The organism is Pantoea sp. QMID4, assembly GCF_030270445.1.
GTDB classification, from domain to species: Bacteria; Pseudomonadota; Gammaproteobacteria; order Enterobacterales; family Enterobacteriaceae; genus Pantoea; species Pantoea vagans.
In genome coordinates this window covers 121,070-140,899 of sequence record NZ_BSXL01000008.1, presented here as the reverse complement: position 1 = coordinate 140,899, position 19,830 = coordinate 121,070, and the positions used below count along the sequence as shown (strand labels likewise).

The 19,830-nt window shown below is 55.7% G+C and carries 21 protein-coding genes; 6 read left to right on the top strand and 15 right to left on the bottom strand.

The annotated features are described in order from the left end of the window. The first annotated feature begins 44 nt into the window (after positions 1 to 44). The 3 genes from QSK07_RS18475 to QSK07_RS18465 are packed head-to-tail and all read left to right on the top strand — an operon-like array spanning position 45 to position 1,392. Entirely contained in the window at positions 45 to 626 is a 582-nt protein-coding gene (locus QSK07_RS18475; RefSeq protein ID WP_285722189.1) for a hypothetical protein, read from the top strand. Further along, on the top strand, positions 623 to 1,048 hold the full coding sequence (locus QSK07_RS18470; protein ID WP_285722187.1) for a hypothetical protein: 426 nt from the start codon (positions 623 to 625) through the stop codon (positions 1,046 to 1,048). Before QSK07_RS18475 ends, QSK07_RS18470 begins: the two co-directional genes overlap by 4 nt. Beyond that, entirely contained in the window at positions 1,045 to 1,392 is a 348-nt protein-coding gene (locus tag QSK07_RS18465) for a DUF805 domain-containing protein (RefSeq protein ID WP_285722184.1), read from the top strand. Before QSK07_RS18470 ends, QSK07_RS18465 begins: the two co-directional genes overlap by 4 nt. On the opposite strand, the gene gntU is transcribed toward QSK07_RS18465, so the two are convergent. From gntU to QSK07_RS18445, 4 genes are all read right to left on the bottom strand, one after another. After that, on the bottom strand, positions 1,387 to 2,727 hold the full coding sequence (gntU, locus tag QSK07_RS18460; RefSeq protein WP_285722182.1) for a gluconate transporter: 1,341 nt from the start codon (positions 2,725 to 2,727) through the stop codon (positions 1,387 to 1,389). The genes QSK07_RS18465 and gntU overlap by 6 nt on opposite strands. A gap of 2 nt (positions 2,728 to 2,729) precedes the next feature. Beyond that, on the bottom strand, positions 2,730 to 3,266 hold the full coding sequence (gene gntK, locus QSK07_RS18455) for a gluconokinase (protein ID WP_275222279.1): 537 nt from the start codon (positions 3,264 to 3,266) through the stop codon (positions 2,730 to 2,732). A 140-nt stretch (positions 3,267 to 3,406) separates the two neighbouring features. Continuing rightward, positions 3,407 to 4,402: a gluconate operon transcriptional repressor GntR gene (gene gntR, locus QSK07_RS18450; protein WP_098052155.1), complete on the bottom strand. Its 996-nt coding sequence runs from the start codon at positions 4,400 to 4,402 to the stop codon at positions 3,407 to 3,409. Between the two features lie 102 nt (positions 4,403 to 4,504). Further along, on the bottom strand, positions 4,505 to 5,200 hold the full coding sequence (locus QSK07_RS18445) for a pirin family protein (protein WP_098052154.1): 696 nt from the start codon (positions 5,198 to 5,200) through the stop codon (positions 4,505 to 4,507). Positions 5,201 to 5,548: 348 nt separating this feature from the next. On the opposite strand from QSK07_RS18445, the gene QSK07_RS18440 reads away from it, so the two are divergent. After that, positions 5,549 to 6,043 carry a GNAT family N-acetyltransferase gene (locus tag QSK07_RS18440; protein WP_098052152.1) on the top strand — a complete coding sequence of 165 codons (495 nt, stop codon included), beginning with the start codon at positions 5,549 to 5,551 and terminating at the stop codon, positions 6,041 to 6,043. A gap of 448 nt (positions 6,044 to 6,491) precedes the next feature. Next, positions 6,492 to 6,818, top strand: coding sequence for a hypothetical protein (locus QSK07_RS18435; RefSeq protein ID WP_275222282.1), 327 nt, complete (start codon positions 6,492 to 6,494; stop codon positions 6,816 to 6,818). Between the two features lie 669 nt (positions 6,819 to 7,487). On the opposite strand, the gene ggt is transcribed toward QSK07_RS18435, so the two are convergent. Beyond that, complete coding sequence (gene ggt, locus QSK07_RS18430; protein ID WP_285722178.1) at positions 7,488 to 9,239, bottom strand: gamma-glutamyltransferase; 1,752 nt, start codon at positions 9,237 to 9,239, stop codon at positions 7,488 to 7,490. 207 nt (positions 9,240 to 9,446) lie between these two features. Here ggt and QSK07_RS18425 point away from each other — a divergent pair, with 207 nt between their 5' ends. Continuing rightward, positions 9,447 to 9,734, top strand: a complete 288-nt coding sequence (locus tag QSK07_RS18425) for a DUF2756 domain-containing protein (protein WP_098052149.1) — start codon at positions 9,447 to 9,449, stop codon at positions 9,732 to 9,734. Here the strand turns inward: QSK07_RS18425 and ugpQ are convergent. The 10 genes from ugpQ to livH form a co-directional block, all read right to left on the bottom strand. Further along, positions 9,731 to 10,474: a glycerophosphodiester phosphodiesterase gene (ugpQ, locus tag QSK07_RS18420; protein ID WP_285722175.1), complete on the bottom strand. Its 744-nt coding sequence runs from the start codon at positions 10,472 to 10,474 to the stop codon at positions 9,731 to 9,733. The genes QSK07_RS18425 and ugpQ overlap by 4 nt on opposite strands. Then, positions 10,471 to 11,544: a sn-glycerol-3-phosphate import ATP-binding protein UgpC gene (locus QSK07_RS18415; protein WP_285722173.1), complete on the bottom strand. Its 1,074-nt coding sequence runs from the start codon at positions 11,542 to 11,544 to the stop codon at positions 10,471 to 10,473. The genes ugpQ and QSK07_RS18415 overlap by 4 nt, the downstream gene beginning before the upstream one ends. A gap of 1 nt (position 11,545) precedes the next feature. Next, on the bottom strand, positions 11,546 to 12,391 hold the full coding sequence (gene ugpE / locus QSK07_RS18410) for a sn-glycerol-3-phosphate ABC transporter permease UgpE (RefSeq protein WP_285722170.1): 846 nt from the start codon (positions 12,389 to 12,391) through the stop codon (positions 11,546 to 11,548). Continuing rightward, positions 12,388 to 13,275, bottom strand: a complete 888-nt coding sequence (gene ugpA, locus QSK07_RS18405; RefSeq protein WP_285722169.1) for a sn-glycerol-3-phosphate ABC transporter permease UgpA — start codon at positions 13,273 to 13,275, stop codon at positions 12,388 to 12,390. The genes ugpE and ugpA overlap by 4 nt, the downstream gene beginning before the upstream one ends. A gap of 51 nt (positions 13,276 to 13,326) precedes the next feature. Next, on the bottom strand, positions 13,327 to 14,643 hold the full coding sequence (ugpB, locus tag QSK07_RS18400) for a sn-glycerol-3-phosphate ABC transporter substrate-binding protein UgpB (RefSeq protein ID WP_285722167.1): 1,317 nt from the start codon (positions 14,641 to 14,643) through the stop codon (positions 13,327 to 13,329). Between the two features lie 318 nt (positions 14,644 to 14,961). Further along, positions 14,962 to 15,879: a bestrophin family protein gene (locus QSK07_RS18395; RefSeq protein ID WP_285722165.1), complete on the bottom strand. Its 918-nt coding sequence runs from the start codon at positions 15,877 to 15,879 to the stop codon at positions 14,962 to 14,964. 172 nt (positions 15,880 to 16,051) lie between these two features. After that, positions 16,052 to 16,765, bottom strand: coding sequence for a high-affinity branched-chain amino acid ABC transporter ATP-binding protein LivF (gene livF / locus QSK07_RS18390; RefSeq protein WP_098052142.1), 714 nt, complete (start codon positions 16,763 to 16,765; stop codon positions 16,052 to 16,054). 1 nt (position 16,766) lies between these two features. Further along, on the bottom strand, positions 16,767 to 17,534 hold the full coding sequence (livG, locus tag QSK07_RS18385) for a high-affinity branched-chain amino acid ABC transporter ATP-binding protein LivG (protein ID WP_010253302.1): 768 nt from the start codon (positions 17,532 to 17,534) through the stop codon (positions 16,767 to 16,769). Continuing rightward, on the bottom strand, positions 17,531 to 18,802 hold the full coding sequence (locus QSK07_RS18380) for a high-affinity branched-chain amino acid ABC transporter permease LivM (RefSeq protein WP_098052141.1): 1,272 nt from the start codon (positions 18,800 to 18,802) through the stop codon (positions 17,531 to 17,533). Before QSK07_RS18380 ends, livG begins: the two co-directional genes overlap by 4 nt. Next, the gene (gene livH / locus QSK07_RS18375; protein ID WP_009087789.1) at positions 18,799 to 19,725 is read right to left on the bottom strand and encodes a high-affinity branched-chain amino acid ABC transporter permease LivH; all 927 of its coding nucleotides are present in this window, start codon (positions 19,723 to 19,725) and stop codon (positions 18,799 to 18,801) included. Before livH ends, QSK07_RS18380 begins: the two co-directional genes overlap by 4 nt. Positions 19,726 to 19,830: the final 105 nt, after the last annotated feature.

Below are 19,830 nucleotides of genomic sequence, written 5' to 3'. Positions count from 1 at the left end.
ATGAACAATAATATTAATATAATGTTGTAAAAAAAGAGATTTCTATGGCGGGTAGTATCGAAAATTATGCCGGGACAGGCGTCTTTATTATCGTTGAGCGGCTTTACAGCAGGGATGCGCCGAACTGGCACGGTGTTGGCGCATCCATGATGCAGATTCACAAAATGGTTTACCAACTTTATCATAAACAAGATGTTTATCTGGAAGGCGAAAAGATCGAACCCGACAGCGCGACGGTCTGGCAGCGTTTAAAAATCCTGTTTGGCGCGGATTTGGTTCAGAAAAATGCAGCCGATAACAGTACCTGCTTTTCCCTCGATTATGCGGGTTCCCGCTTTGTCACTACGCCTTTCTCAGGCGTCGACTCAAAAAAAATCCCGGATTTTTTGACCAGAGAATATACCCTGTTTGGCCGAAACGTGCTGGCCTTTGGCAGCAATCCCTTCCCGCACGTCGGCCTTTATGGCCGTTCAGATGCACGCTTTGTGATGGCGGAGGGCGGTAAAGGTGACCCGACCGCCGCCGCGAAATACGATGCAAAAAGTAAACAGCTGGTGATGGTTGACCCCGGAAAAGAGCTGCCGCAGCTGATGCAGCGGCTGAAAACCCGGAGGGCAATGCAATGAGGTTGTTATTCCCCTTTCTCTTCGGCGCGCTCTATCTGATAACAGGTTACTTCTCCCTTCAGGAAGTCCTGGAGTATGCCAGCAGCGGCCATTCAGGGGTGATCACAGATATGCGCAGTTATCTGGTTGCCCCGCTACTCTGCGCGTTACTCTGGCTGCTGGTTTATCTGGTAGGCTGGTGGGGTTTCAGAAAAATTTCCGCCCTGTCTGTGGCTAAAGAAACCGTTTTTCAGGCGCTATTCTTTCTGGCAAATATACTCTGTTTAGCTGGCCTGACCGTATTATCCGTCCCGGGCCAGAAAGCGGCGTTGAATGACGTGCAACTGATGCAAGTTGACGTCACTGATTTTGCCTGGGTTTACCTGCTTGCTGCCGCCATCACGCTGGTTGTTTTTGCTCTGATAAGAAGAAAATGGGCATGAACAGACTGCTGCAGATTATCAAAAGCTGTCTGCTGCGCACGTTTAACTATGAAGGGCGTGAAGGAAGGACGAGCTATTTTATTTTCCTGCTGTTTCAGCTGGTCTGGTTCTGCAGTTATCTGCAATGGTTTACCGGGCCAGAGCATGAAATAGGCTTAATCGCGCTACTGCTGTTTGTTTTGCCTCTATTTTCCTGCGGGGTGAGAAGAATAGATGACGCCGGCTATTCACGCGGCGTCATTGCCCTTTTGGTAGTGGCGCCTTATCTGCTGTTCCCTTTTTTACTCTTTCCCGGCTCGCGGGAAAAAAACCGACGGGCAGATAGCCCGTCGGGTTGGTCATGAGAGCAGTTCGAAAGCAATCATTCCAACAACCGCGCCCACGGTGCCGAGAATGGTCTCCATCAGTGTCCAGGTCTTCAGCGTTTCCGCTTCGCTGGCTCCGGTGAAGCGGCCAAACAGCCAGAACCCGGCATCGTTCACATGGCTGATAATAATCGAGCCACCGCCGATGCAGATCGACAGCGCTGCCAGTTGCGCACCGCTGTAATGCAGCGGTTCAATCACCGGCATGATTAGCCCGACGGTGGTCAGACAGGCGACTGTCGCCGACCCCTGAATCACCCGCACCGCGCCCGACAGAATAAAGCAGGCCAGCGCAATCGGCAGACCTGCACCGGTCAGCGCATTGCCCAGCACCGGCCCTACGCCGGAATCCACCAGCACTTGCTTGAACACGCCGCCTGCGCCAATCACCAGCAGGATAATCCCGGCCGGTTGCAGCGCGCTGCCGCACACCTGCATCACTCGCTCTTTATCCATACCCTGACGGTAAGCCAGGCCATAAATCGCGACCAGCAGCGCCAGCAGAATGGCGGTGAAAGGATGGCCGATAAATTCCAGCCACTCGTACAGCGTGGTGCCTTCGGTTGTGAAGCGTGCGCCGATGGTTTTCAGGCCGACCAGCACCAGCGGGAACAGAATCAGTGAGAGGCTGAAGCCAAACGACGGCAGCTTGCTTTCATCGACATCCGGCTGATGATCTTCCGGTGGTGCGCTGAACGTAACGTGATTGCCGATGAAGTTGCCAAACAGCGGCCCGGCAATCAGCATGCCGGGGATCGCCGCACAGAGACCCAGCAGGATCATCCAGCCAAAGTCCGCATGCATCTGTGAAGCCAGCAGCATCGGGGCCGGTCCGGGCAGCAGGAACGCCGCCGCCGCGGCCACACCGGCAAACAGCGGAATGACCAGCTTCACCAGATTGCCGCCGGTACGCCGCGCCACCGCAAACGCGATACTGATCAACAGTGCCACCGCCACCTCAAAGAAAAGCGGCAGCGCGCAGATCAGACCGGCAATGCCCATCGCGTAATGGGCGCGGCTCTGACCAAAGGTTTTCAGCATCCGGATAGCAATCTGATCCACCGCACCGGTTTCATGCAGGATTTTGCCGAACATCGCGCCCAGCGCGACCACGATGGCGAGGAAGCCGAGCGTGCCGCCCATCCCCTTCTGCATGGTTTCAGCGATTTTGTTCAGTGGCATGCCAGAGAAGAGCCCGGCACCGATGGAGACTAACATCAGCGCGACAAAGGCGTGCATTCGTGCCCTCATCACCAGAAAAAGCAGCAGCAGGACAGAGCCTGCTGCGGTCAAAACGAGTGTTGCGGTATTCATCTCTAATCCTGGCTGATAGCGTCCTGGATAGTCGCAACCGTAGCCGCCACCACCTCGTCCAGTGAATGCGCGATATCGACGACCAGGACATCCGGCTCGTCTCGCCCTGGCTCTTCCAGCGTGGCAAACTGGGTGACCAGCATCTGCGGCTTGAAGAAGTGGCCTTTACGCGCCTTCAGGCGGGCTTCGATGGTATCGAAATCGCCTTTCAGGTAGACGAAACGCAGGTTGTCATTGCCCTGACGCAGAATGTCGCGATAACTTTTTTTCAGGGCTGAGCAGACAATGATGGAGATCGCCTGGGTGCGCTGCATGGCAAACGCGGCATCATTCAGCGCCTGTAACCATGGCTGGCGATCGCTGTCATCCAGCGGATGACCATCGGCCATCTTCAGGATGTTGGCGCGCGGGTGGAGAAAATCACCGTCAAGAAAGGCTGTCTTCAGCTGGTGAGAAACCTGGTTGGCGACGGCAGACTTTCCGCTGCCTGAAACGCCCATCAGGATAAAAACATGATGTGACGGGGATTGCGTTGTCATTTTTCTGCTCCGGCAGGTGAGAATTTGCCAATGTTACCGATAACAATGTCGTTTCTCATTCTCCTGGCCGGTTAACAGCCTGGCAACCTTTTTACCAGGAAAAGCATGAAAGTGTGAGCTGACTCATAAAAACATCACAATCAGATGCTGCCACCTTCACTGATCTCAAAACCGATATCCCGCAGCGGCTCATCACTGCTCTCACCGGCAATGCGCGCCAGCAACATCGCCGCCGCTTCACGGCCCATGCGGTCGCGCGGCGTCAGCACTGTCGCCAGCTGTGGTGTGACGACCTGACTGATATCATGGCCGTGAAAACCCGCAATCGCCATCTGAGTGGGTACCTGCAATCCCTGGCGCTGACATTCAAACATTGCGCCGACCGCCAGGTCATCATTGGTGCAGAACAGGCTATCCGTTTCAGGATAGAGACGTTGTGCCTCACGCAGCAGATCGCCACCGGCACTGAATGATGAGGCATCTTCCATCATCACGCTGTGCGGTGTCAGACCCGCTTCGCGCATGGCGATTTCATAACCGCGCTGCTTTTGCAGCGTGCGTTCATCAAGGCGTGCGCCAAGATAGACGGTGTGACGATGGCCTTTGCTGAGGATCGCCTGCGTCATCTGCCGGGCCGCTTCGACATTATCAAAGCCGACCGCCATATCCAGGCAGGGTGTCACGCTGTCCATCATTTCAATTACCGGAATACCGGCCACTTCCAGCATACGCAACGTGCCTGGCGTATGGGTGCGTTCGGTGAGGATAACGCCATCAATGTTCCAGCCCAGTAGCGAGCGCAGTTGCAGCTCCTCTTTTTGCGGGTTGTAACCAAAGTGGGCGACCAGCGTCTGGTAGTTGGCTTCGTCAGTGACGGCTTCAATGCCGCGCAATACGTCAGCAAAAACCTGATTGGTGAGAGACGGGAGCAGCACACCGATGGCACGGCTGGTAGCGTTAGAAAGCATATCGGGGGCGCGATTGGGGATATAACCCAGCTCATCCAGGGCCACTGCAATCTTGTCCCGCAGGGCAACAGAAACCTGCTCAGGATTACGCAGGTAACGGCTGACGGTCATTTTAGTAATGCCGACGCGATTGGCAACGTCCTGTAATACCGGTCTTTTCTTCTTCATCGTAGCGCCTGGGATCGCCCTGAAAGCTAAAGTACGATGAGTCTATCACTTTTCTGTCACAAAATTCCTAACCGGGCGCGACGAGGCGCGCCCGTTATCTGCTTAGACAGGTGGCAGATCAAACAGCAGGACTTCGGCCGCCGAGCCAGCTTCAATCGTCAGCGCGCTTTCGTCCCAGATCGCCAGGGCGTCGCTGGTGGTGACCGCGTTACCGTTAACGCTGACATCGCCTTTCACGACCTGAATCCAGATACGACGTCCCGCATCAATCGCGACGTTATCCTGCTCACCGGCTGCCAGTACCCAGCGCGATAAGGTCATGTCCTGATAAACTTTCAGCGACCCGTCACGGGCATCCGGGCTTAACACCAGCTGACGTCCCTGCACATCCGGGAAGCGGCGCTGATCGTAGCGTGGCTCAATGCCGGTACGCTCAGGAATGATCCAGATCTGATAAAGGTGCAACGGCTCGCTTTCGCTGGCGTTGTACTCAGAATGACGCACGCCGGTACCGGCGCTCATGATCTGAAACTCACCAGCCGGGATCTGCTCTTTATTGCCCATGCTGTCCTGATGCTCAACCGTACCGGAAAGCACGTAGGTCAGGATTTCCATATCTTTATGCGGATGAGTGCCAAATCCCTGACCGCCATCGATCACATCTTCATTGATGACCCGCAGCGCGGAGAAACCCATGAAGTTCGCATCGTGATAGCTGGCGAAAGAGAAGGTATGCCAGCTATCCAGCCAGCCATGGTTTGCGTGACCGCGTTCTTCAGCTTTGCGTACATAGATCATGTTCAAATCTCCTCAATGTTTTTTATAGTGTGTTACTGAGACGGTTTGATTGATAGCTGAAAAACTTCACCCCTCTGTTCAGATTTATTGAATGAGCGTGAAACCGTGGCTGAAAAACATTGAAGGAGAGCAGGCAAAAAAAAGCCAGCATCTAAGCTGGCGAAATAATACTGGAAGCAATGTGAGCAATGTCGTGCTTCTCCAGGCTGTCGGGCGACCTCCCGGAAATGCATGGCAATAATAATCATTATCATTCGCGTCTGTAAAGTCATTTTCACTTTTTTTAGCTTGATTAATGATCTGAATACCTTGATGTTTAAAAGGTTTTTATAGGCTAAAGGAGCGATCATGAGTGAAATAGTTGTCCGCCACGTCATGCCAGAAGATGCTGCTGCGCTGCACAGGATTTACAGTCAGCCAGATACCCAGGCCAGCACGCTGCATCTGCCTCATTCATCGCTACAGATGTGGCAGACCCGCCTCGCAACGCCCCAGCCCCATTCGCATCTGCTGGTGGCGTGTATTGATGATAACGTCGTCGGTCAGTGTGCTTTGCACGTAGAAGAGCGCTCCAGACGCCGTCACGTCGCCTCGCTGGGGATGGGCGTGGATGAACGATACCGGCAGCGAGGCGTCGGCACCGCTCTGATGCATGAAATGGTCTCGTTGTGCGATAACTGGCTACAGGTGAGCCGGATGGAGCTAACGGTGTTCATCGATAATGGCCCGGCTATCGCCCTGTATCAGCGTTTCGGTTTTGAGATTGAGGGAACGGCCAGAGGTTTCGCCATACGGCACGGTGAACTCATCGACGCGCATTATATGGCGCGGGTTAAAGCCTGACGAGGGAAAACAGAAAGGGCATCGAAGGTGTCTTTTCTGCTTGATGACAAATCTAAAGCCCGGTGAATTTGAAAGCAACGGATTAGCTTAACGCGCAGGGAACACGGTCAGAGGAGGAAAGCGTCCCGCCGCCCGGAAAAAAACGCCGGGAGCGTTTTTGAACGACGCAACGCGTTGGCCTGGCTACGTCTGGCACGCCCGTCATGCGATGTTTATGAGGATTAGGCCGCACTGATCACCTGCTATGGCTGACGTCATGCAATATGTTTCTGATAAGCTGGAAATTATTCCGGATGCAGGAGATGCTCAGTCGCGCTGACTTATACACCGGCATAGAGCACTTTGCTCAAAGTTCTGGAACGATCAGTAGTTCTGAAATCTGAGGGCACTGCAGACCTGGCTGCAGATTAAAAAAAGGAACCAGGGTAGTGAGAGAGGATAATTATTTATGATTAATAATTATACAGTTATTACAAAAATGCAGGCTGACAGCCTGCTGGGAGTGCGCCTTGATAAGGCATTGGCCGGCGTAAAAGATGCCGTTCTGGATCAGGCTCGACATGTAAACATGGGTGTCACACGTCTCACTTTCTACAGCTCATGTTTTACCGATAATTATCAAGACGTATGTGCAGCGCAGAAAAGTGAAGACGTGCGTTTTATGGAAGCACTGGTTCAGTTGGTAAAGCGCCATGATGTCATCAAAAGAATGTTTCAAATCTACATTGAGCACCTTCTGAGTAACCGCTCCTCTGAAAGCGCACGCAGAACTTAGCAGGCTCTGATAAAAAAAGGGGCGACTATCGCGTCATCCTCGCTGACCAATCAGGCGCTTAGTTTTGCAATCGTCGCTGCTCTGGGTTTCAGCTTCGGGATGAAAATTTCCGTAGATGCCAAAGTTGCCAAAATCTCTGCTGTATCAGTCACTCTTGCAAGCTATTACGGCTATGTTCAGGAAGCGGCAGAGGCTGCACACACGGGTTGTTGCAGCGCAGTCCCCCTTATTACAGGGCGCTTTACGCTGAAAAGTTAGAAATGCTTTATTTCATCATTGAGCCGGTAATCAATCAAAATGTACATCTGATTTCTACTCTGTCTTCAGAGGATGAAATCGCCAACGCCATCATGCGAGTTCTTAGATGAGTCATTATTTTATCAAATGGCTGTACCGGCAGTTCCGCTATTTCGCGGCCACCCTAATCCCGGCAGCGCTTATTATCGGATTTGGCATGTTAGCCGTCACCTTCTGGCCAGCCTTTGCATGGAGCTCTACAGCCGTCTTTGCCGTTCTGGTTATAGGCCTGACTTTCTGGCTCGTTTAAATAATTGCACATACCCCTTGTATGCCCATTAGCGGCATACAAGGGATAACGCTTTTGCGTCTTTCCGATCTGACCGTGTTCCCTGAGCAGACTCGTTCCAGTCGCCACTTTGTTCTCAGATATCAGTAACCCGCACTTAAATCATCAATACTGCGCGGGTCAGACGCGCCATACAGCATGCCATCCGGCCCAATCATAATGCTCTGAGTACTGCCCATCGCAGGCAGCACCTTCACATGCTGGCCTTTAGCTTCCAGCAGACGCAATGTATCAGGGCTGAAGCCCTTCTCCACCCGCAGCTGATCCGGCAGCCACTGATGATGGAAGCGTGGCGCGTTGGTGGCTTCTGCCACGTTCATCCCGAAATCGATGCTGTTCACCACCATCTGCAACACCGTGGTGATAATGCGGCTGCCGCCCGGACTGCCGGTCACCAGCCAGGTTTTGCCACCTTTAGCGACGATGGTCGGCGACATCGATGACAACGGACGCTTCGCCGGCTGCACCGCATTCGCTTCCCCGCCTACCAGCCCGTAGACATTTGGCGTGCCCGGCTTGGCGGAGAAGTCATCCATCTCATTATTCATCAGGATGCCACTCTTGCCCGCCACAATTCCGCTGCCGAAATAGGTGTTCAGCGTATAGGTGACCGCAACGGCATTGCCCTGCTTATCCACCACCGAGAAATGGGTGGTCTGGTTGCTTTCGTAAGGTTCGAGCTTGCCCGGCTTGATCTCACTGGAAGGACGCGCCTTTGCCACGTCGATCTGCTGCGCCAGCGTTTTAGCATAGGCTTTACTGGTCAGCGCCTGCCACGGCACTTTCACGAAATCGGGATCGCCGAGATATTCCGAGCGGTCCGCGTAGGCATATTTTTCCGCCTCCGCCATCACCTGCATGGCGTCAGCGCTGCCAAAGCCCATCTTCGCCAGATCGAAGTTTTCCAGGATATTGAGGATCTGCACGATATGGATGCCCCCTGATGACGGCGGCGGCATAGAGAAGACTTCATAACCGCGGTAGGTGCCACTGATGGGCTGACGCTCGACCGCACGATAGGCCGCCAGGTCAGCTTTGCTGATCAGCCCGCCATGCTGCGCCATCTCGCCGGCGATCTCATCCGCGATTTCACCTTTGTAAAAGGCATCCGGCCCCTGACGGGCGATCAGTTGCAGGCTGTGCGCGAGGTTCTTCTGCACCAGCCGATCGCCTTTCTGCCAGGGTGTGCCGTCCGGTTTATAGAAGATCGCTTTGCTGTTGGGATGGGTGATCAGCACCTCTTTGCCGTAGGTCTTCAGGTCATCCGCCAGCGCATCGTTGACCGGAATACCGTCACGCGCCAGTTTGATCGCCGGTGCCAGCAGGGTGCTCAGCGGCAGGGTGCCATATTTCTTCGCCGCCAGCGCCAGTCCGGCGACGGTGCCCGGCGTACCGGAAGCCAGATGTGACGTCAGCGACAGCTTACTGTCGGCGTTGCCCTGCTTATCCAGGAACATGTCGCGCGACGCGTGGCCCGGTGCCATTTCGCGGAAATCGATCGCGGTAGCACGGCCAGACGCGGTGCGCAGCAGCATAAAACCGCCGCCGCCCAGGTTGCCCGCCTGCGGATGGGTCACGGCCAGCGCAAAGCCCACGGCGACCGCGGCATCCACCGCATTACCGCCCTGACGCAAAATTTCCACGCCCACCTGGGTTGCCAGCGCATCCACCGACGCCACCATACCGTGCTGCGCTTTTACCGGGTGAAAAGTATCACTGTCCACGCCGTAGGAGACTGGCGGAGCCTGAACAGGCGCGGCGTTCGCGCCTGCCACCACGGTAAAACTCATCACCAGCGACCAGCTAAGCTGACGCACTGTCTGCTGCATTTTCATCCTGACACCATCCCATGTTGTTATTTACATTTTTTTATCATTTCTGCAAGTGCCTACAAATACAGCAAAATAACCGGGGTTAAGTCAAATCAGGAATACATCTGAAAGTAAGGTCTGTGATATCGCATAAACTTATAGATGCGACCCTGATATCGGTGTGCGCCGTTGTGCACCCAAAAACCTGTCGCGATAAAAGAAGGAGGAAAGATGAAAAAGTGGATGATTGTTTTAGCCGCCCTGCTGCCTTTTGCCAGTCAGGCGAACACGCTGAACAGCACCAACGATCCGAATAAACCGGGCTATAACCCGAGTCAGCAGCGGATGCAGTCGCAGATGCAGAGCCAGCAACAGCAGCAACAGCTGAAGCTGCGCCAGGATCAGCAGCGTCAGACACAGGACATGCAGCGTAAAATGCAGGAGCAGCGCAACAGCGCCCAGCAGCAGGTGATCACCACGCAGCCGGGCCAGCAGAACCAGAATTCAAATCAGAATTAATGAAAATCGGGGCCAATGATGTCGATGCTGTCGGTACAGATGGCATCGATGCCCCACTTCAGCAATTCCCGCGCCCGGTCCGGGCTGTTCACGGTATACACCAGAATCTTCAGTCCGCCTGCTTTCAGTTCGGCGACCCGCTCAGCCGTCAGTACCTTGTGATTGAGATGAATGGAGACGCACGCCAGCGCGCTCGTTTTTTCCTGCCACTGGGGATCCCAGCTGTGCGACAGCAGGCCACGCGGCAGCTGCGGCTCGGCCTGCATCGCGGCTTCCAGCGCCTCAAAAGAGAAAGATGAGAGCAGCGGTGGGGTCTGATCCTGCCACAGAATCGCGGCAGCCTGCGCCACGGCCCGTCCGGTTTCGGCGTCGCTGCCGGTGGTCGGTTTGATTTCGATGTTCGCCATCATCTGATGCTGACGACAGCGTGCCGCCACCTCATCCAGCCGCGCCAGCTTTTCGCCGGTAAACGCGTTACCAAACCAGCTGCCCGCATCGAGCTGCGACAGCTTCTCCCACGGCAGCTGACCTGCTATGCCCCAGCCGTTGCTGGTGCGATCCAGCGTATCGTCATGCAGCAGAAAGATCTGCGCATCCATTGATAATTTGGCATCAAACTCAATCATCTGATGACCATACTTTGCGCCGATATCAATTGCCGCCAGAGTGTTTTCCGGTGCCAGTTTACCGCCGCCGCGATGGGCAACGATGCGGGGATAGGGCCAGTGTTGTGTGCTCATTCCAGACGCTTTCCATGGGTTGAATCGAAGAAGTGTAACGCATCTGACGGCAGATGCAGCCACAGCGTACTGCCTGGCTGCGGCCGTTCGCTGTGGGCTAAGCGTACCACCAGTGGCGTGTCCCCGATGCGACCGTGTGCCAGATTATCGGCACCCAGCATCTCCAGCGTATCGACGCGTAGCGGCACACCGCCCTGCTCACGGCAGCTGAGCTGGATATGCTCTGGCCGGATACCCAGCACCACCGGCTGGTTAGCCCATTTCGGTTTACTGTCACTGAGCGGCAGTGCATGCGAGGCATCGAGATTAAAGCGCGAACCATCGCTGCTGATCTGCCCTTTCAGCAGATTCATCGCGGGCGCGCCGATAAACGAGGCAACAAACTGGCTGGCGGGACGTTCATACACGTCGACCGGTGTGCCGATCTGTTCGACCACGCCTTTGTTCATCACCATCACCCGCTGCGCCAGCGTCATCGCCTCAACCTGATCGTGCGTCACATAGAGACTGGTCGTCTGTAAGCGGCGATGCAGCTGCTGCAGTTCCAGCCGCATCTGCACCCGCAGGCGGGCATCGAGATTCGACAGCGGCTCATCGAACAGAAACACCGCCGGTTCACGCACGATGGCGCGACCCATCGCGACGCGCTGGCGCTGTCCGCCCGAAAGCTCGCGAGGCCGGCGCATCAGCAGGTGATCCAGCTCCAGACTGCGCGCCGCGTCGAGCACCCGCTGACGGATCTGCTCTTTACCCATCCCACGGATTTTCAGGCCATACGCCATGTTCTCCTCCACCGACATATGGGGATAGAGCGCGTAGTTCTGGAATACCATCGCAATGCCGCGATCTTTTGGCTCTTCCTGGGTGACGCGCCGGTTGTCGATATAGATATCGCCGGAGGTGACGCGCTCCAGTCCGGCCACCATGCGCAGCAGGGTCGATTTACCGCAGCCGGATGGCCCGACCATCACCATAAATTCGCCTTCATTAATAATGACGTTCAGCGGCTGAATGATCTGATTTTTGCCATCGTAGGATTTGGTTACTGCCTGAAGGGTTACGCCTGCCATCTTATTTCTCGCTCTCAACCAGACCGCGCACAAAGGCACGCTGCATGACTAACACCACCGCCAGCGGTGGAATCAGGGTTAATAACATTGCCGCCATCACTTCGTTCCACTGGGTTGGCGATCCGCTGGAGGAGATCATGCTTTTGATCCCTGCCACCGCGGTGCCGAGGCTGGCATCATTGATGATCAGTAGCGGCCAGAGATACTGGTTCCAGCCGTAGATAAAGGTGATCACGAACAGCGCCGCCAGATTGGTTTTCGACAGCGGCAGAACAATGTCGATAAAGAAGCGCATCGCACCGGCACCGTCGATGCGCGCCGCTTCCACCAGCTCATCCGGCAGTGACATAAAGAACTGACGAAACAGAAAAGTGGCGGTCGCTGAGGCCATCAGCGGCAAGGTTAAGCCGCTGTAGCTGTCGAGCAGATTAAGGTCGGCAATCACCTGAACCGTGGGGAAGATACGCACCTCAACCGGCAGCATCAGCGTGATGAAGATCAGCCAGAAAAAGAGCGTGCGCAGCGGAAAGCGAAACCAGACCAGCGCAAACGCCGACAGCATCGACACGGTGATTTTGCCGAAGGTGATGCCCAGCGCCATAATCATGCTGTTGAGCAGCATCAGGCCAAACGCCGGTCCGCTGCCGTTGACGCCTTGCGCCCAGATACGCGAGATGTTCTCCCACAGGTGCGTACCGGGCACCAGCGTCATCGGCACCTGATAGACCGCCTCGTTATCCAGCGTCGCCGCCACAAAAGCGACATAGAGCGGAAACAGGATGGTGAGCACGCCCAGCACCAGCACGATGTGGCTGAAGAGATCCAGCCCGCGTCGATTCTCAATCATTGATATTGCACCTTACGTTCAACAAAGCGGAACTGGAGCACCGTCAGCCCGATGACCATCAGCATCAGCACCACCGACTGCGCCGCGGACGAGGAGAGATCCAGACCGGTAAAGCCTTCGCGATAGATTTTGTAGATCAGTGTGGTCGTCGCCTGCACTGGTCCGCCGCCGGTTGCGGCATCGATCACCGGGAAGGTATCGAAGAAGGCGTAGATCAGGTTCACCACCAGCAGAAAGAAGCTGACCGGCGTGATCAGCGGCAGTGAGAGATTGAAGAAGCGACGCACCGGCCCGGCACCGTCGATGGCGGCGGCTTCCACCAGCGATTTAGGGATTGATTGCAGTGCGGCGAAGAAGAACAGGAAGTTATAGCTCATCTGCTGCCAGATCGACGCCAGCACAATCAGGAACATCGCCTGATCGCTGTTCTGCGCGTAGTTCCAGTTGTAGCCGATGTGGTTCAGCAGATAGCTGAACAGGCCCAGACCGGGGTTAAACAGAAACATCCAGAGCACCGCGGCCACCACGGGCGCCACGGCGTAGGGCAGCAGCAGCAGGGTCTGATAGAGGCGGCGCAGTCGCACCACATAATCCACCAGCGCCGCCAGCAGCAGCGAAAACACCATGCCGAACACCGTGACCATGCCGCTGAATTTTATCGTAGTCCAGAACGAATCCAGATAGTAGGGATCGGCAAACAGGCGTCTGAAGTTTTCCAGCCCGACAAAGCTGCTGGAGATGCCAAAGGGATCGAGACTTTGCAGCGAGTACCACAGCGCTTCACCGGCAGGCCAGAGAAAGAAGATGGCGGTAATCAGCAGTTGCGGCAGCACCAGCAGATAGGGCAACAGGCTGGTGCGAAAAACCGGACGGGATGAAGACATGGCGTACCTGACGTCAGAAAAGAGGGGCCAGCCTGGGCTGGCCAGAGGAGATTACTTCATTTGCTGCTGGAAGCGGCGCAGCAGCTCATTGCCGCGTTTCACTGCGTTATCCAGTGCGCTTTGCGGCGACTGCTTGCCCGTCCAGACACTTTCCAGCTCCTCGTCGATCACGGTACGAATCTGCGGCATGTTGCCCAGACGCATTCCTTTGGTGAACGGCAATGGCGGCTTGTTCATCATCTGGCGGGTCGCGATATCTGCACCCGGATTTTTGTCGTAGAAGCCCTGCTGTTTCGTCAGCTCGTAGGCGGCGGTGGTAATTGGCAGATAGCCGGTTTTCTGATGCCATTCCGCGGCGATTTCCGGTTTAGCGAGGAACTGCATGAACTCAGCCACGCCTTTGTAGGTTGCCGCATCTTTGCCTTTCATCACCCACAGGCTGGCACCGCCAATCAGGGCGTTCTGCGGTGCAGTCGGCACGGTGTCGTCATACGGCATCATGCCAACGCCGAAGTTGAATCTGGCGTAGTGACGGATATCGGCCAGCGAACCGGATGAGGCGGTAGTGATGCCGCAGTCGCCGTTATAGAACTTGGCGGTGGACTCATCTTTGCGGCCAAAGTAGGTAAAGTCCCCTTTCTTATTCATCGCTTCCAGCAGGTCGATATGACGAACCTGCACCGGCTTGTTGAACTCCAGCACCGCGTCGAGGCCGTCAAATCCGTTGTTCTCCGTCGCAACTGGCAATGCATGCCAGGCACTGAAGTTTTCGATCTGGATCCAGCCCTGCCAGCCGCTGGCGTAGCCACAGCTCATGCCTGCTTTGCGCAGTGCCGCGGCATCGGTCGCCAGCTCCTGCCAGGTTTTCGGTGGCTGATCCGGATTCAGACCCGCTTTTTTGAAGGCGTCCTTGTTGTAGTAGAGCACCGGCGTCGAGCTGTTGAACGGCTGAGAGATCAGCTGACCTTTACTGTCGCTGTAGTAGCCCGCCACCGTCGGTACGAACTGCTTTTCATCAAAGGGGATGCCGGCATCTTTGAAAACCTGATGCACCGGAACAATCGCCTTAGAGGCCATCATGGTCGCCGTACCGACTTCATAGACCTGCAGCACCGCGGGTGCTTTGCCGCTGCGCACGGCCGCAATCCCTGACGCCAGACTCTGCTCGTAATTACCTTTGTAGGTCGGAACAATTTTGTAATCGGGATGCGTCTCGTTAAAACGCTGTGCCAGCGAATCCACTTCTTTGCCTAACTCGCCTTCCATTGAGTGCCAGAAGGGGATCTCAGTGGCGGCAATGGCATGGCTGCTGAGCGTCAGACCGAGCAGCACGCTCATCAGGCTACGACGAAAGGTAACGACGGACATAGAATTTTCCTGTGCAGGTAAATACGCGTGAAATCACAGATTTCTGGTTCGCGAAGTAACATGACACGGGGAAATGACGGATTAATAACAGAAAAATGACAGCGGGATGACCATCAGCGCGTAAAAGGCGACGCGGCGGCTGAATGTCCTGACCCGGTCTGAACGCGTCGCGGTAAGAGCAACCTGCGCAGAGAACAGGGTCCGTCCGGAAAGACGTCATTCCCTCATCCCGTAATCCCTGCGCCCTGTGTTTCCCTGCCCGATAGCTCAGGATCGGCGATAAGCAAAAAGCGGCGCCCCGTAGCGGCCAGCACGCCATCAGGTTAGATTGAAATGCTTGTCCGGCTGCAGTAAAGCGGGTAGCGGAAAGTCACTGTTCATGGCTTTGAGATTACGCTCAATCACCACGCAGATAGCATTCAGCGGCAGATGGTTAGCAGCCGTGCCAAAAGGATCTTCCAGCTCTTCAGCCAGCGATTCCAGTGATAAAAAGGTGTAAGAGATAAACACGGACACCAGCGGCGTCATGTAGTGCAGATCTTTGACTAACGCGAACGGCAGCAGGGTACAGAACAGATACACGGTACGGTGCAGCATCAGACTGTAAGCAAAGGGAATGGGTGTTGACGAAATACGCTCGCAGCCGCCCAGTACGCATGAGAGCTGATGCAGATTTTTATCAATGCTGTGCCAGACGATATCTGAAATTACGCCTTTTTCACGCTGTTCTCCCAGCCAGATCCCCATACACAGCAGTATCTGACTGGCCTGCACAGGATGATGCATAACCTGTTCGCGCCAGCGCGCTGGCAGCAGACGCTCTATATCGCAACGCGCATCAGTCTGGCGTAGCTGATGTTTCAGACACCAGCTGAAGGCTGTCATTAAAGCAGCAAATTCCCGTGCTGCAGGTTCGTCTGACAATAAACAGCTTTTTACCTGGCGTAACAGAGAACGCTGCGTAATGAGCAACGAACCCCAAAGCGCGCGCGCTTCAGTAAAGCGCTCATAACCGGCGTTATTGCGAAAACCCAGGAAGATTGCAATGGCCACACCTAACAAGCTGAACGGCGCGGTAGTGAGATGGATGCCCAGCGATTCATATTGCTGGTAACTCAGAACAGCAAGGACAGACGCCAGCAGGTTAAGCAACAGGCGAAACAGAATTTTTGAAAGCACCGAACCGTGCCAGTCAAAAAGACGGCGGAACCAGTGCTGATGGGGACGAACAATCATAATGTGCGATGCGTCAGTTTTTGAATTTGTATCTTAGAGGTTACGCCGCTGTTGCAACAAAATCGACTCTGGCTACACAGGCTGGCTAATTATAGGGGGTAACGTGTCCACTGCCAGCGACGGTTCTGTTCTGAACCGACAGTCACGGCCTGGCAAGCCAGGCCGTGCCCCATCAGGCACCTAAGTAAGCGCTGCGGACGGCTTCGTTGGAAAGGAGCGCTGCACCGGTATCTTCGAGCACCACATGCCCGTTCTCCAGCACATAGCCCCGATCCGCCAGCTTCAACGCCTGATTCGCATTCTGCTCCACCAGGAAAATCGTCATCCCTTCGCTGCGCAGTTGCTCAATGGTGTCGAAGATCTGCTGAATAATGATCGGTGCCAGTCCCAGCGACGGCTCATCCAGCAGCAGCAGGCGCGGCTGGCTCATCAGCGCGCGGCCAATCGCCAGCATCTGCTGTTCGCCACCTGACATCGTTCCGGCACGCTGGATTTTACGCTCCTCCAGCCGCGGAAAGAGTTCATAAACGCGCTTAATCCGCGTCAGATACTCCGGGCGGCTGGCAAAAAAGCCGCCCATCGCCAGGTTCTCTTCCACCGTCATGCGCGAAAACACCCGTCGTCCCTCTGGCACGATGGCGATCGCTTCGCGCATGATGCGCGCCGTTTGCCAGTCGGTAATGGCTTTGCCATCAAAGGTAATGGTGCCCTGGGTCGCGCGCGGCTCGCCGCACAGCGTCCCCAGCAGCGTGGTTTTTCCGGCTCCGTTAGCGCCAATCAGGGTGACAATTTCGCCCTGATTGATATAGAGGCTGACGTTGTGCAGCGCCTGAATTTTGCCGTAGTGAGCACTGACGTTCTCAATGGTTAACATCGCATTTGCCATCTCAGGCCTCTCCTAAATAGGCACGAATGACATCCGGATTATTTCGAATCTCTTCCGGCGTTCCGTTAGCCAGCGGCGTTCCCTGATTAACCACATAAATACGGTCAGAAATGCCCATTACCAGCTTCATATCATGTTCAATCAGCAGCACCGACACCTTGTGTTCGCCACGCAGTTCCGCAATCAGCGCATCCAGCTCGTGGGTCTCTTTGGGGTTAAGGCCCGCCGCCGGTTCATCCAGCATCAGAATCTCCGGGCGCGTCACCATGCAGCGCGCAATCTCCAGCCGGCGCTGCTGACCATAGGCCAGATTGCCCGCCTGACGGTTTGCCAGATCCAGCAGACCCACCCGCTCCAGCCAGGTCGCCGCACGATCCAGCGCCTCGCTCTCACTGCGGCGAAACGCCGGGGTTTTCAGCAGGCCGGAAAACACGCCGCTTTTCAGATGCTGATGCTGAGCGACCAGCAGATTCTCAATCACCGTCATCTCACGGAACAGGCGCACGTGCTGGAAAGTGCGCACAATGCCCATCCGCGCAATCTTCTGGCCCGGTAGCCCTTCCAGATGCTGCTCACGCAATGTGATCGTGCCGCCGGTAGGCTTATAAAAGCCGGTCAGGCAGTTGAACACGGTGGTTTTACCGGCACCGTTGGGACCAATCAGTGAAACGATCTCCTGCGGACGCAGCTCCAGCGCCACATTGTTTACGGCTAGCAGACCGCCGAAGCGCATCATCAGGCCTTCAACGGCTAATAAAGGCTGAATCATGCCTGCTCTCCTTTTTTAGCGGCTCTGAGCTTCAGATGCGGACGCTTCATCGGTAATAATCCCTGTGGACGCCAGATCATCATCAGCACCATCAGGCCGCCCAGCACCAGCATGCTGTATTCATTAAGATCGCGCATCAGCTCGCGTGACACCACCAGCAGAATGGCAGCCAGAATCACCGCAAACTGCGAGCCCATCCCGCCCAGTACCACAATCGCCAGCACAAAGGCGGACTCGACAAAGGTAAAAGATTCCGGGCTGACAAAGCCCTGACGCGCTGCGAACAGACTGCCGGCAAAGCCGGCAAATGCGGCACTGATGGTAAAGGCAGTCAGCTTGATGCGGGTCGGACTCAGGCCCAGCGAACGGCAGGCAATCTCATCCTCGCGCAGCGCTTCCCAGGCCCGGCCCAGCGGCATCCGCAGTAGCCGGTTGATCACAAACAGCGTCAGTACCACCAGCAGCAGCGCCACCAGATAGAGGAAGATGATGCGGTCGCTGGGGTCATATTTCAGCCCAAAGAAGTTGTGAAAAGTATCCCAGCCGCCTTCACGCGGCGTACGGCCAAACTCCAGACCAAACAGCGTTGGTTTCGGGATCTGGCTGATGCCGTTCGGCCCGCCGGTCAGAGCAGTATTGTTCAGCAGCAGAATACGCACGATTTCACCGAAGCCCAGCGTTACAATTGCCAGATAATCGCCGCGCAGTCGCAGCACCGGGAAGCCCAGCAGCAGACCAAACAGCGCGGCGACCATGCCGGAGAGCGGCAGACACTGCCAGAAACCAAGACCGTAATAGTGGTTCAGCAGCGCAAAGGTATAAGCGCCGATGGCATAGAAGCCGCCATAACCCAGCACCAGCAGGCCAGAGAGTCCGACCACCACGTTCAGGCCCAGGCCGAGCATCACGTAGATCAGCGTCATGGTAGCGATATCGACAGTGCCGCGTGACACCAGGAAAGGCCAGGCAACCGCCGCGATAATCAGCACCGCCATCACCAGCTTCTGCTTCGGCGTCGAGCCATCCAGACCGGGCAACATCAGTGCCGGACCAGACACTTTCTTCAGTCCGCGTTGCCAGATCGGACGCAGCAGCTGGAACAGAAACACCACCGCACAGCCTGCGGCGATCCAGTTCCAGCGCACGCTACCAGCGTTCTGCACCACCAGATTTGTGCCGTCCAGATTCAGGCGCAGCCCCATAAAGAAGGTGGCAAGCACCAGCAGCATCAGGGAGGAGATCAGAGCGTTGATAAAGGAGGTCTTCATACTTTTTCGACCTCCGGACGACCCAGAATGCCGGTCGGCATCACCAGCAGCACCACAATCAGCAGGGCAAACGAAACTACATCTTTATATTCCGTGCTGAGATACGCAGAAGTCAGCGCTTCAGCGATGCCCAGTACCAGGCCGCCAATCATTGCGCCCGGAATACTGCCAATTCCGCCCAGCACCGCGGCGGTAAAGGCTTTCATGCCCGCCATAAAGCCGATGAAGGGATTAATTGAACCGTAGAACTGGCCCAGCAATACGCCTGCTACGGCGGCCATCGCGGCACCGATTACAAAAGTCAGTGAGATCACGCGGTCGGTGTTAATCCCCAGCAGGCTGGCCATTTTCAGGTCTTCTGCGCAGGCGCGACAGGCGCGGCCCATGCGGGAGTAACGAATAAAGGTGGTCAGCGCCAGCATTGCCAGGAAAGTCACCACCCAGATGACAATCTGCATGGTAGAGATGGTCGCGGCAAAACCGTTGCTCTCGCCCACCGTCCACTGTCCGGTGATCAGGCTCGGCAGCGCCAGGTCGCGTGAACCCTGGGTCAGGCTGACGTAGTTTTGCAGGAATATCGACATCCCGATGGCAGAGATCAGCGCAATCAGGCGCTTGGATGAACGCACAGGCCGGTAAGCGACGCGCTCAATGCTCCAGCCGTAAGCGCTGGAGATAATGACTGCCATCACAAAGCCAGCTGCAATCATCAGCCAGGTGGTGTCGATGCCCATCATCATCAGGGCGGCAATCACGATAAAGGAGACATAGCTACCGATCATGTAAACCTCGCCGTGGGCGAAGTTAATCATGCCGATAATGCCGTAAACCATGGTGTAACCGATGGCGATCAGCGCGTAGGTGCTTCCCAGGGTCACACCATTAAACATCTGCTGAATAAAATAGAGGAACTGCTCGGACATACCTTGACCCTTACTTAACCGATCGCAGACGATCGGGGTACAAAAAACGCCTGGCAGACGAGCACCAGGCGTTCGTGTCGCTGGTCAGGGGAAACCGGTTATCCG

Coding starts and splice junctions, on each gene's coding strand:
- QSK07_RS18440 (WP_098052152.1), top strand. CDS start 5,549: ATGAGTGAAATAGTTGTCCGCCACGTCATGCCAGAAGATGCTGCTGCG.
- ugpB (WP_285722167.1), bottom strand. CDS start 14,643: ATGTCCGTCGTTACCTTTCGTCGTAGCCTGATGAGCGTGCTGCTCGGT.
- ugpE (WP_285722170.1), bottom strand. CDS start 12,391: ATGATTGAGAATCGACGCGGGCTGGATCTCTTCAGCCACATCGTGCTG.
- QSK07_RS18395 (WP_285722165.1), bottom strand. CDS start 15,879: ATGATTGTTCGTCCCCATCAGCACTGGTTCCGCCGTCTTTTTGACTGG.
- livF (WP_098052142.1), bottom strand. CDS start 16,765: ATGGCAAATGCGATGTTAACCATTGAGAACGTCAGTGCTCACTACGGC.
- QSK07_RS18445 (WP_098052154.1), bottom strand. CDS start 5,200: ATGATCTATGTACGCAAAGCTGAAGAACGCGGTCACGCAAACCATGGC.
- QSK07_RS18380 (WP_098052141.1), bottom strand. CDS start 18,802: ATGAAGACCTCCTTTATCAACGCTCTGATCTCCTCCCTGATGCTGCTG.
- ggt (WP_285722178.1), bottom strand. CDS start 9,239: ATGAAAATGCAGCAGACAGTGCGTCAGCTTAGCTGGTCGCTGGTGATG.
- ugpQ (WP_285722175.1), bottom strand. CDS start 10,474: ATGAGCACACAACACTGGCCCTATCCCCGCATCGTTGCCCATCGCGGC.
- livG (WP_010253302.1), bottom strand. CDS start 17,534: ATGATTCAGCCTTTATTAGCCGTTGAAGGCCTGATGATGCGCTTCGGC.
- livH (WP_009087789.1), bottom strand. CDS start 19,725: ATGTCCGAGCAGTTCCTCTATTTTATTCAGCAGATGTTTAATGGTGTG.
- ugpA (WP_285722169.1), bottom strand. CDS start 13,275: ATGTCTTCATCCCGTCCGGTTTTTCGCACCAGCCTGTTGCCCTATCTG.
- QSK07_RS18470 (WP_285722187.1), top strand. CDS start 623: ATGAGGTTGTTATTCCCCTTTCTCTTCGGCGCGCTCTATCTGATAACA.
- QSK07_RS18415 (WP_285722173.1), bottom strand. CDS start 11,544: ATGGCAGGCGTAACCCTTCAGGCAGTAACCAAATCCTACGATGGCAAA.
- gntR (WP_098052155.1), bottom strand. CDS start 4,402: ATGAAGAAGAAAAGACCGGTATTACAGGACGTTGCCAATCGCGTCGGC.
- QSK07_RS18425 (WP_098052149.1), top strand. CDS start 9,447: ATGAAAAAGTGGATGATTGTTTTAGCCGCCCTGCTGCCTTTTGCCAGT.
- QSK07_RS18435 (WP_275222282.1), top strand. CDS start 6,492: ATGATTAATAATTATACAGTTATTACAAAAATGCAGGCTGACAGCCTG.
- QSK07_RS18465 (WP_285722184.1), top strand. CDS start 1,045: ATGAACAGACTGCTGCAGATTATCAAAAGCTGTCTGCTGCGCACGTTT.
- QSK07_RS18475 (WP_285722189.1), top strand. CDS start 45: ATGGCGGGTAGTATCGAAAATTATGCCGGGACAGGCGTCTTTATTATC.
- gntK (WP_275222279.1), bottom strand. CDS start 3,266: ATGACAACGCAATCCCCGTCACATCATGTTTTTATCCTGATGGGCGTT.
- gntU (WP_285722182.1), bottom strand. CDS start 2,727: ATGAATACCGCAACACTCGTTTTGACCGCAGCAGGCTCTGTCCTGCTG.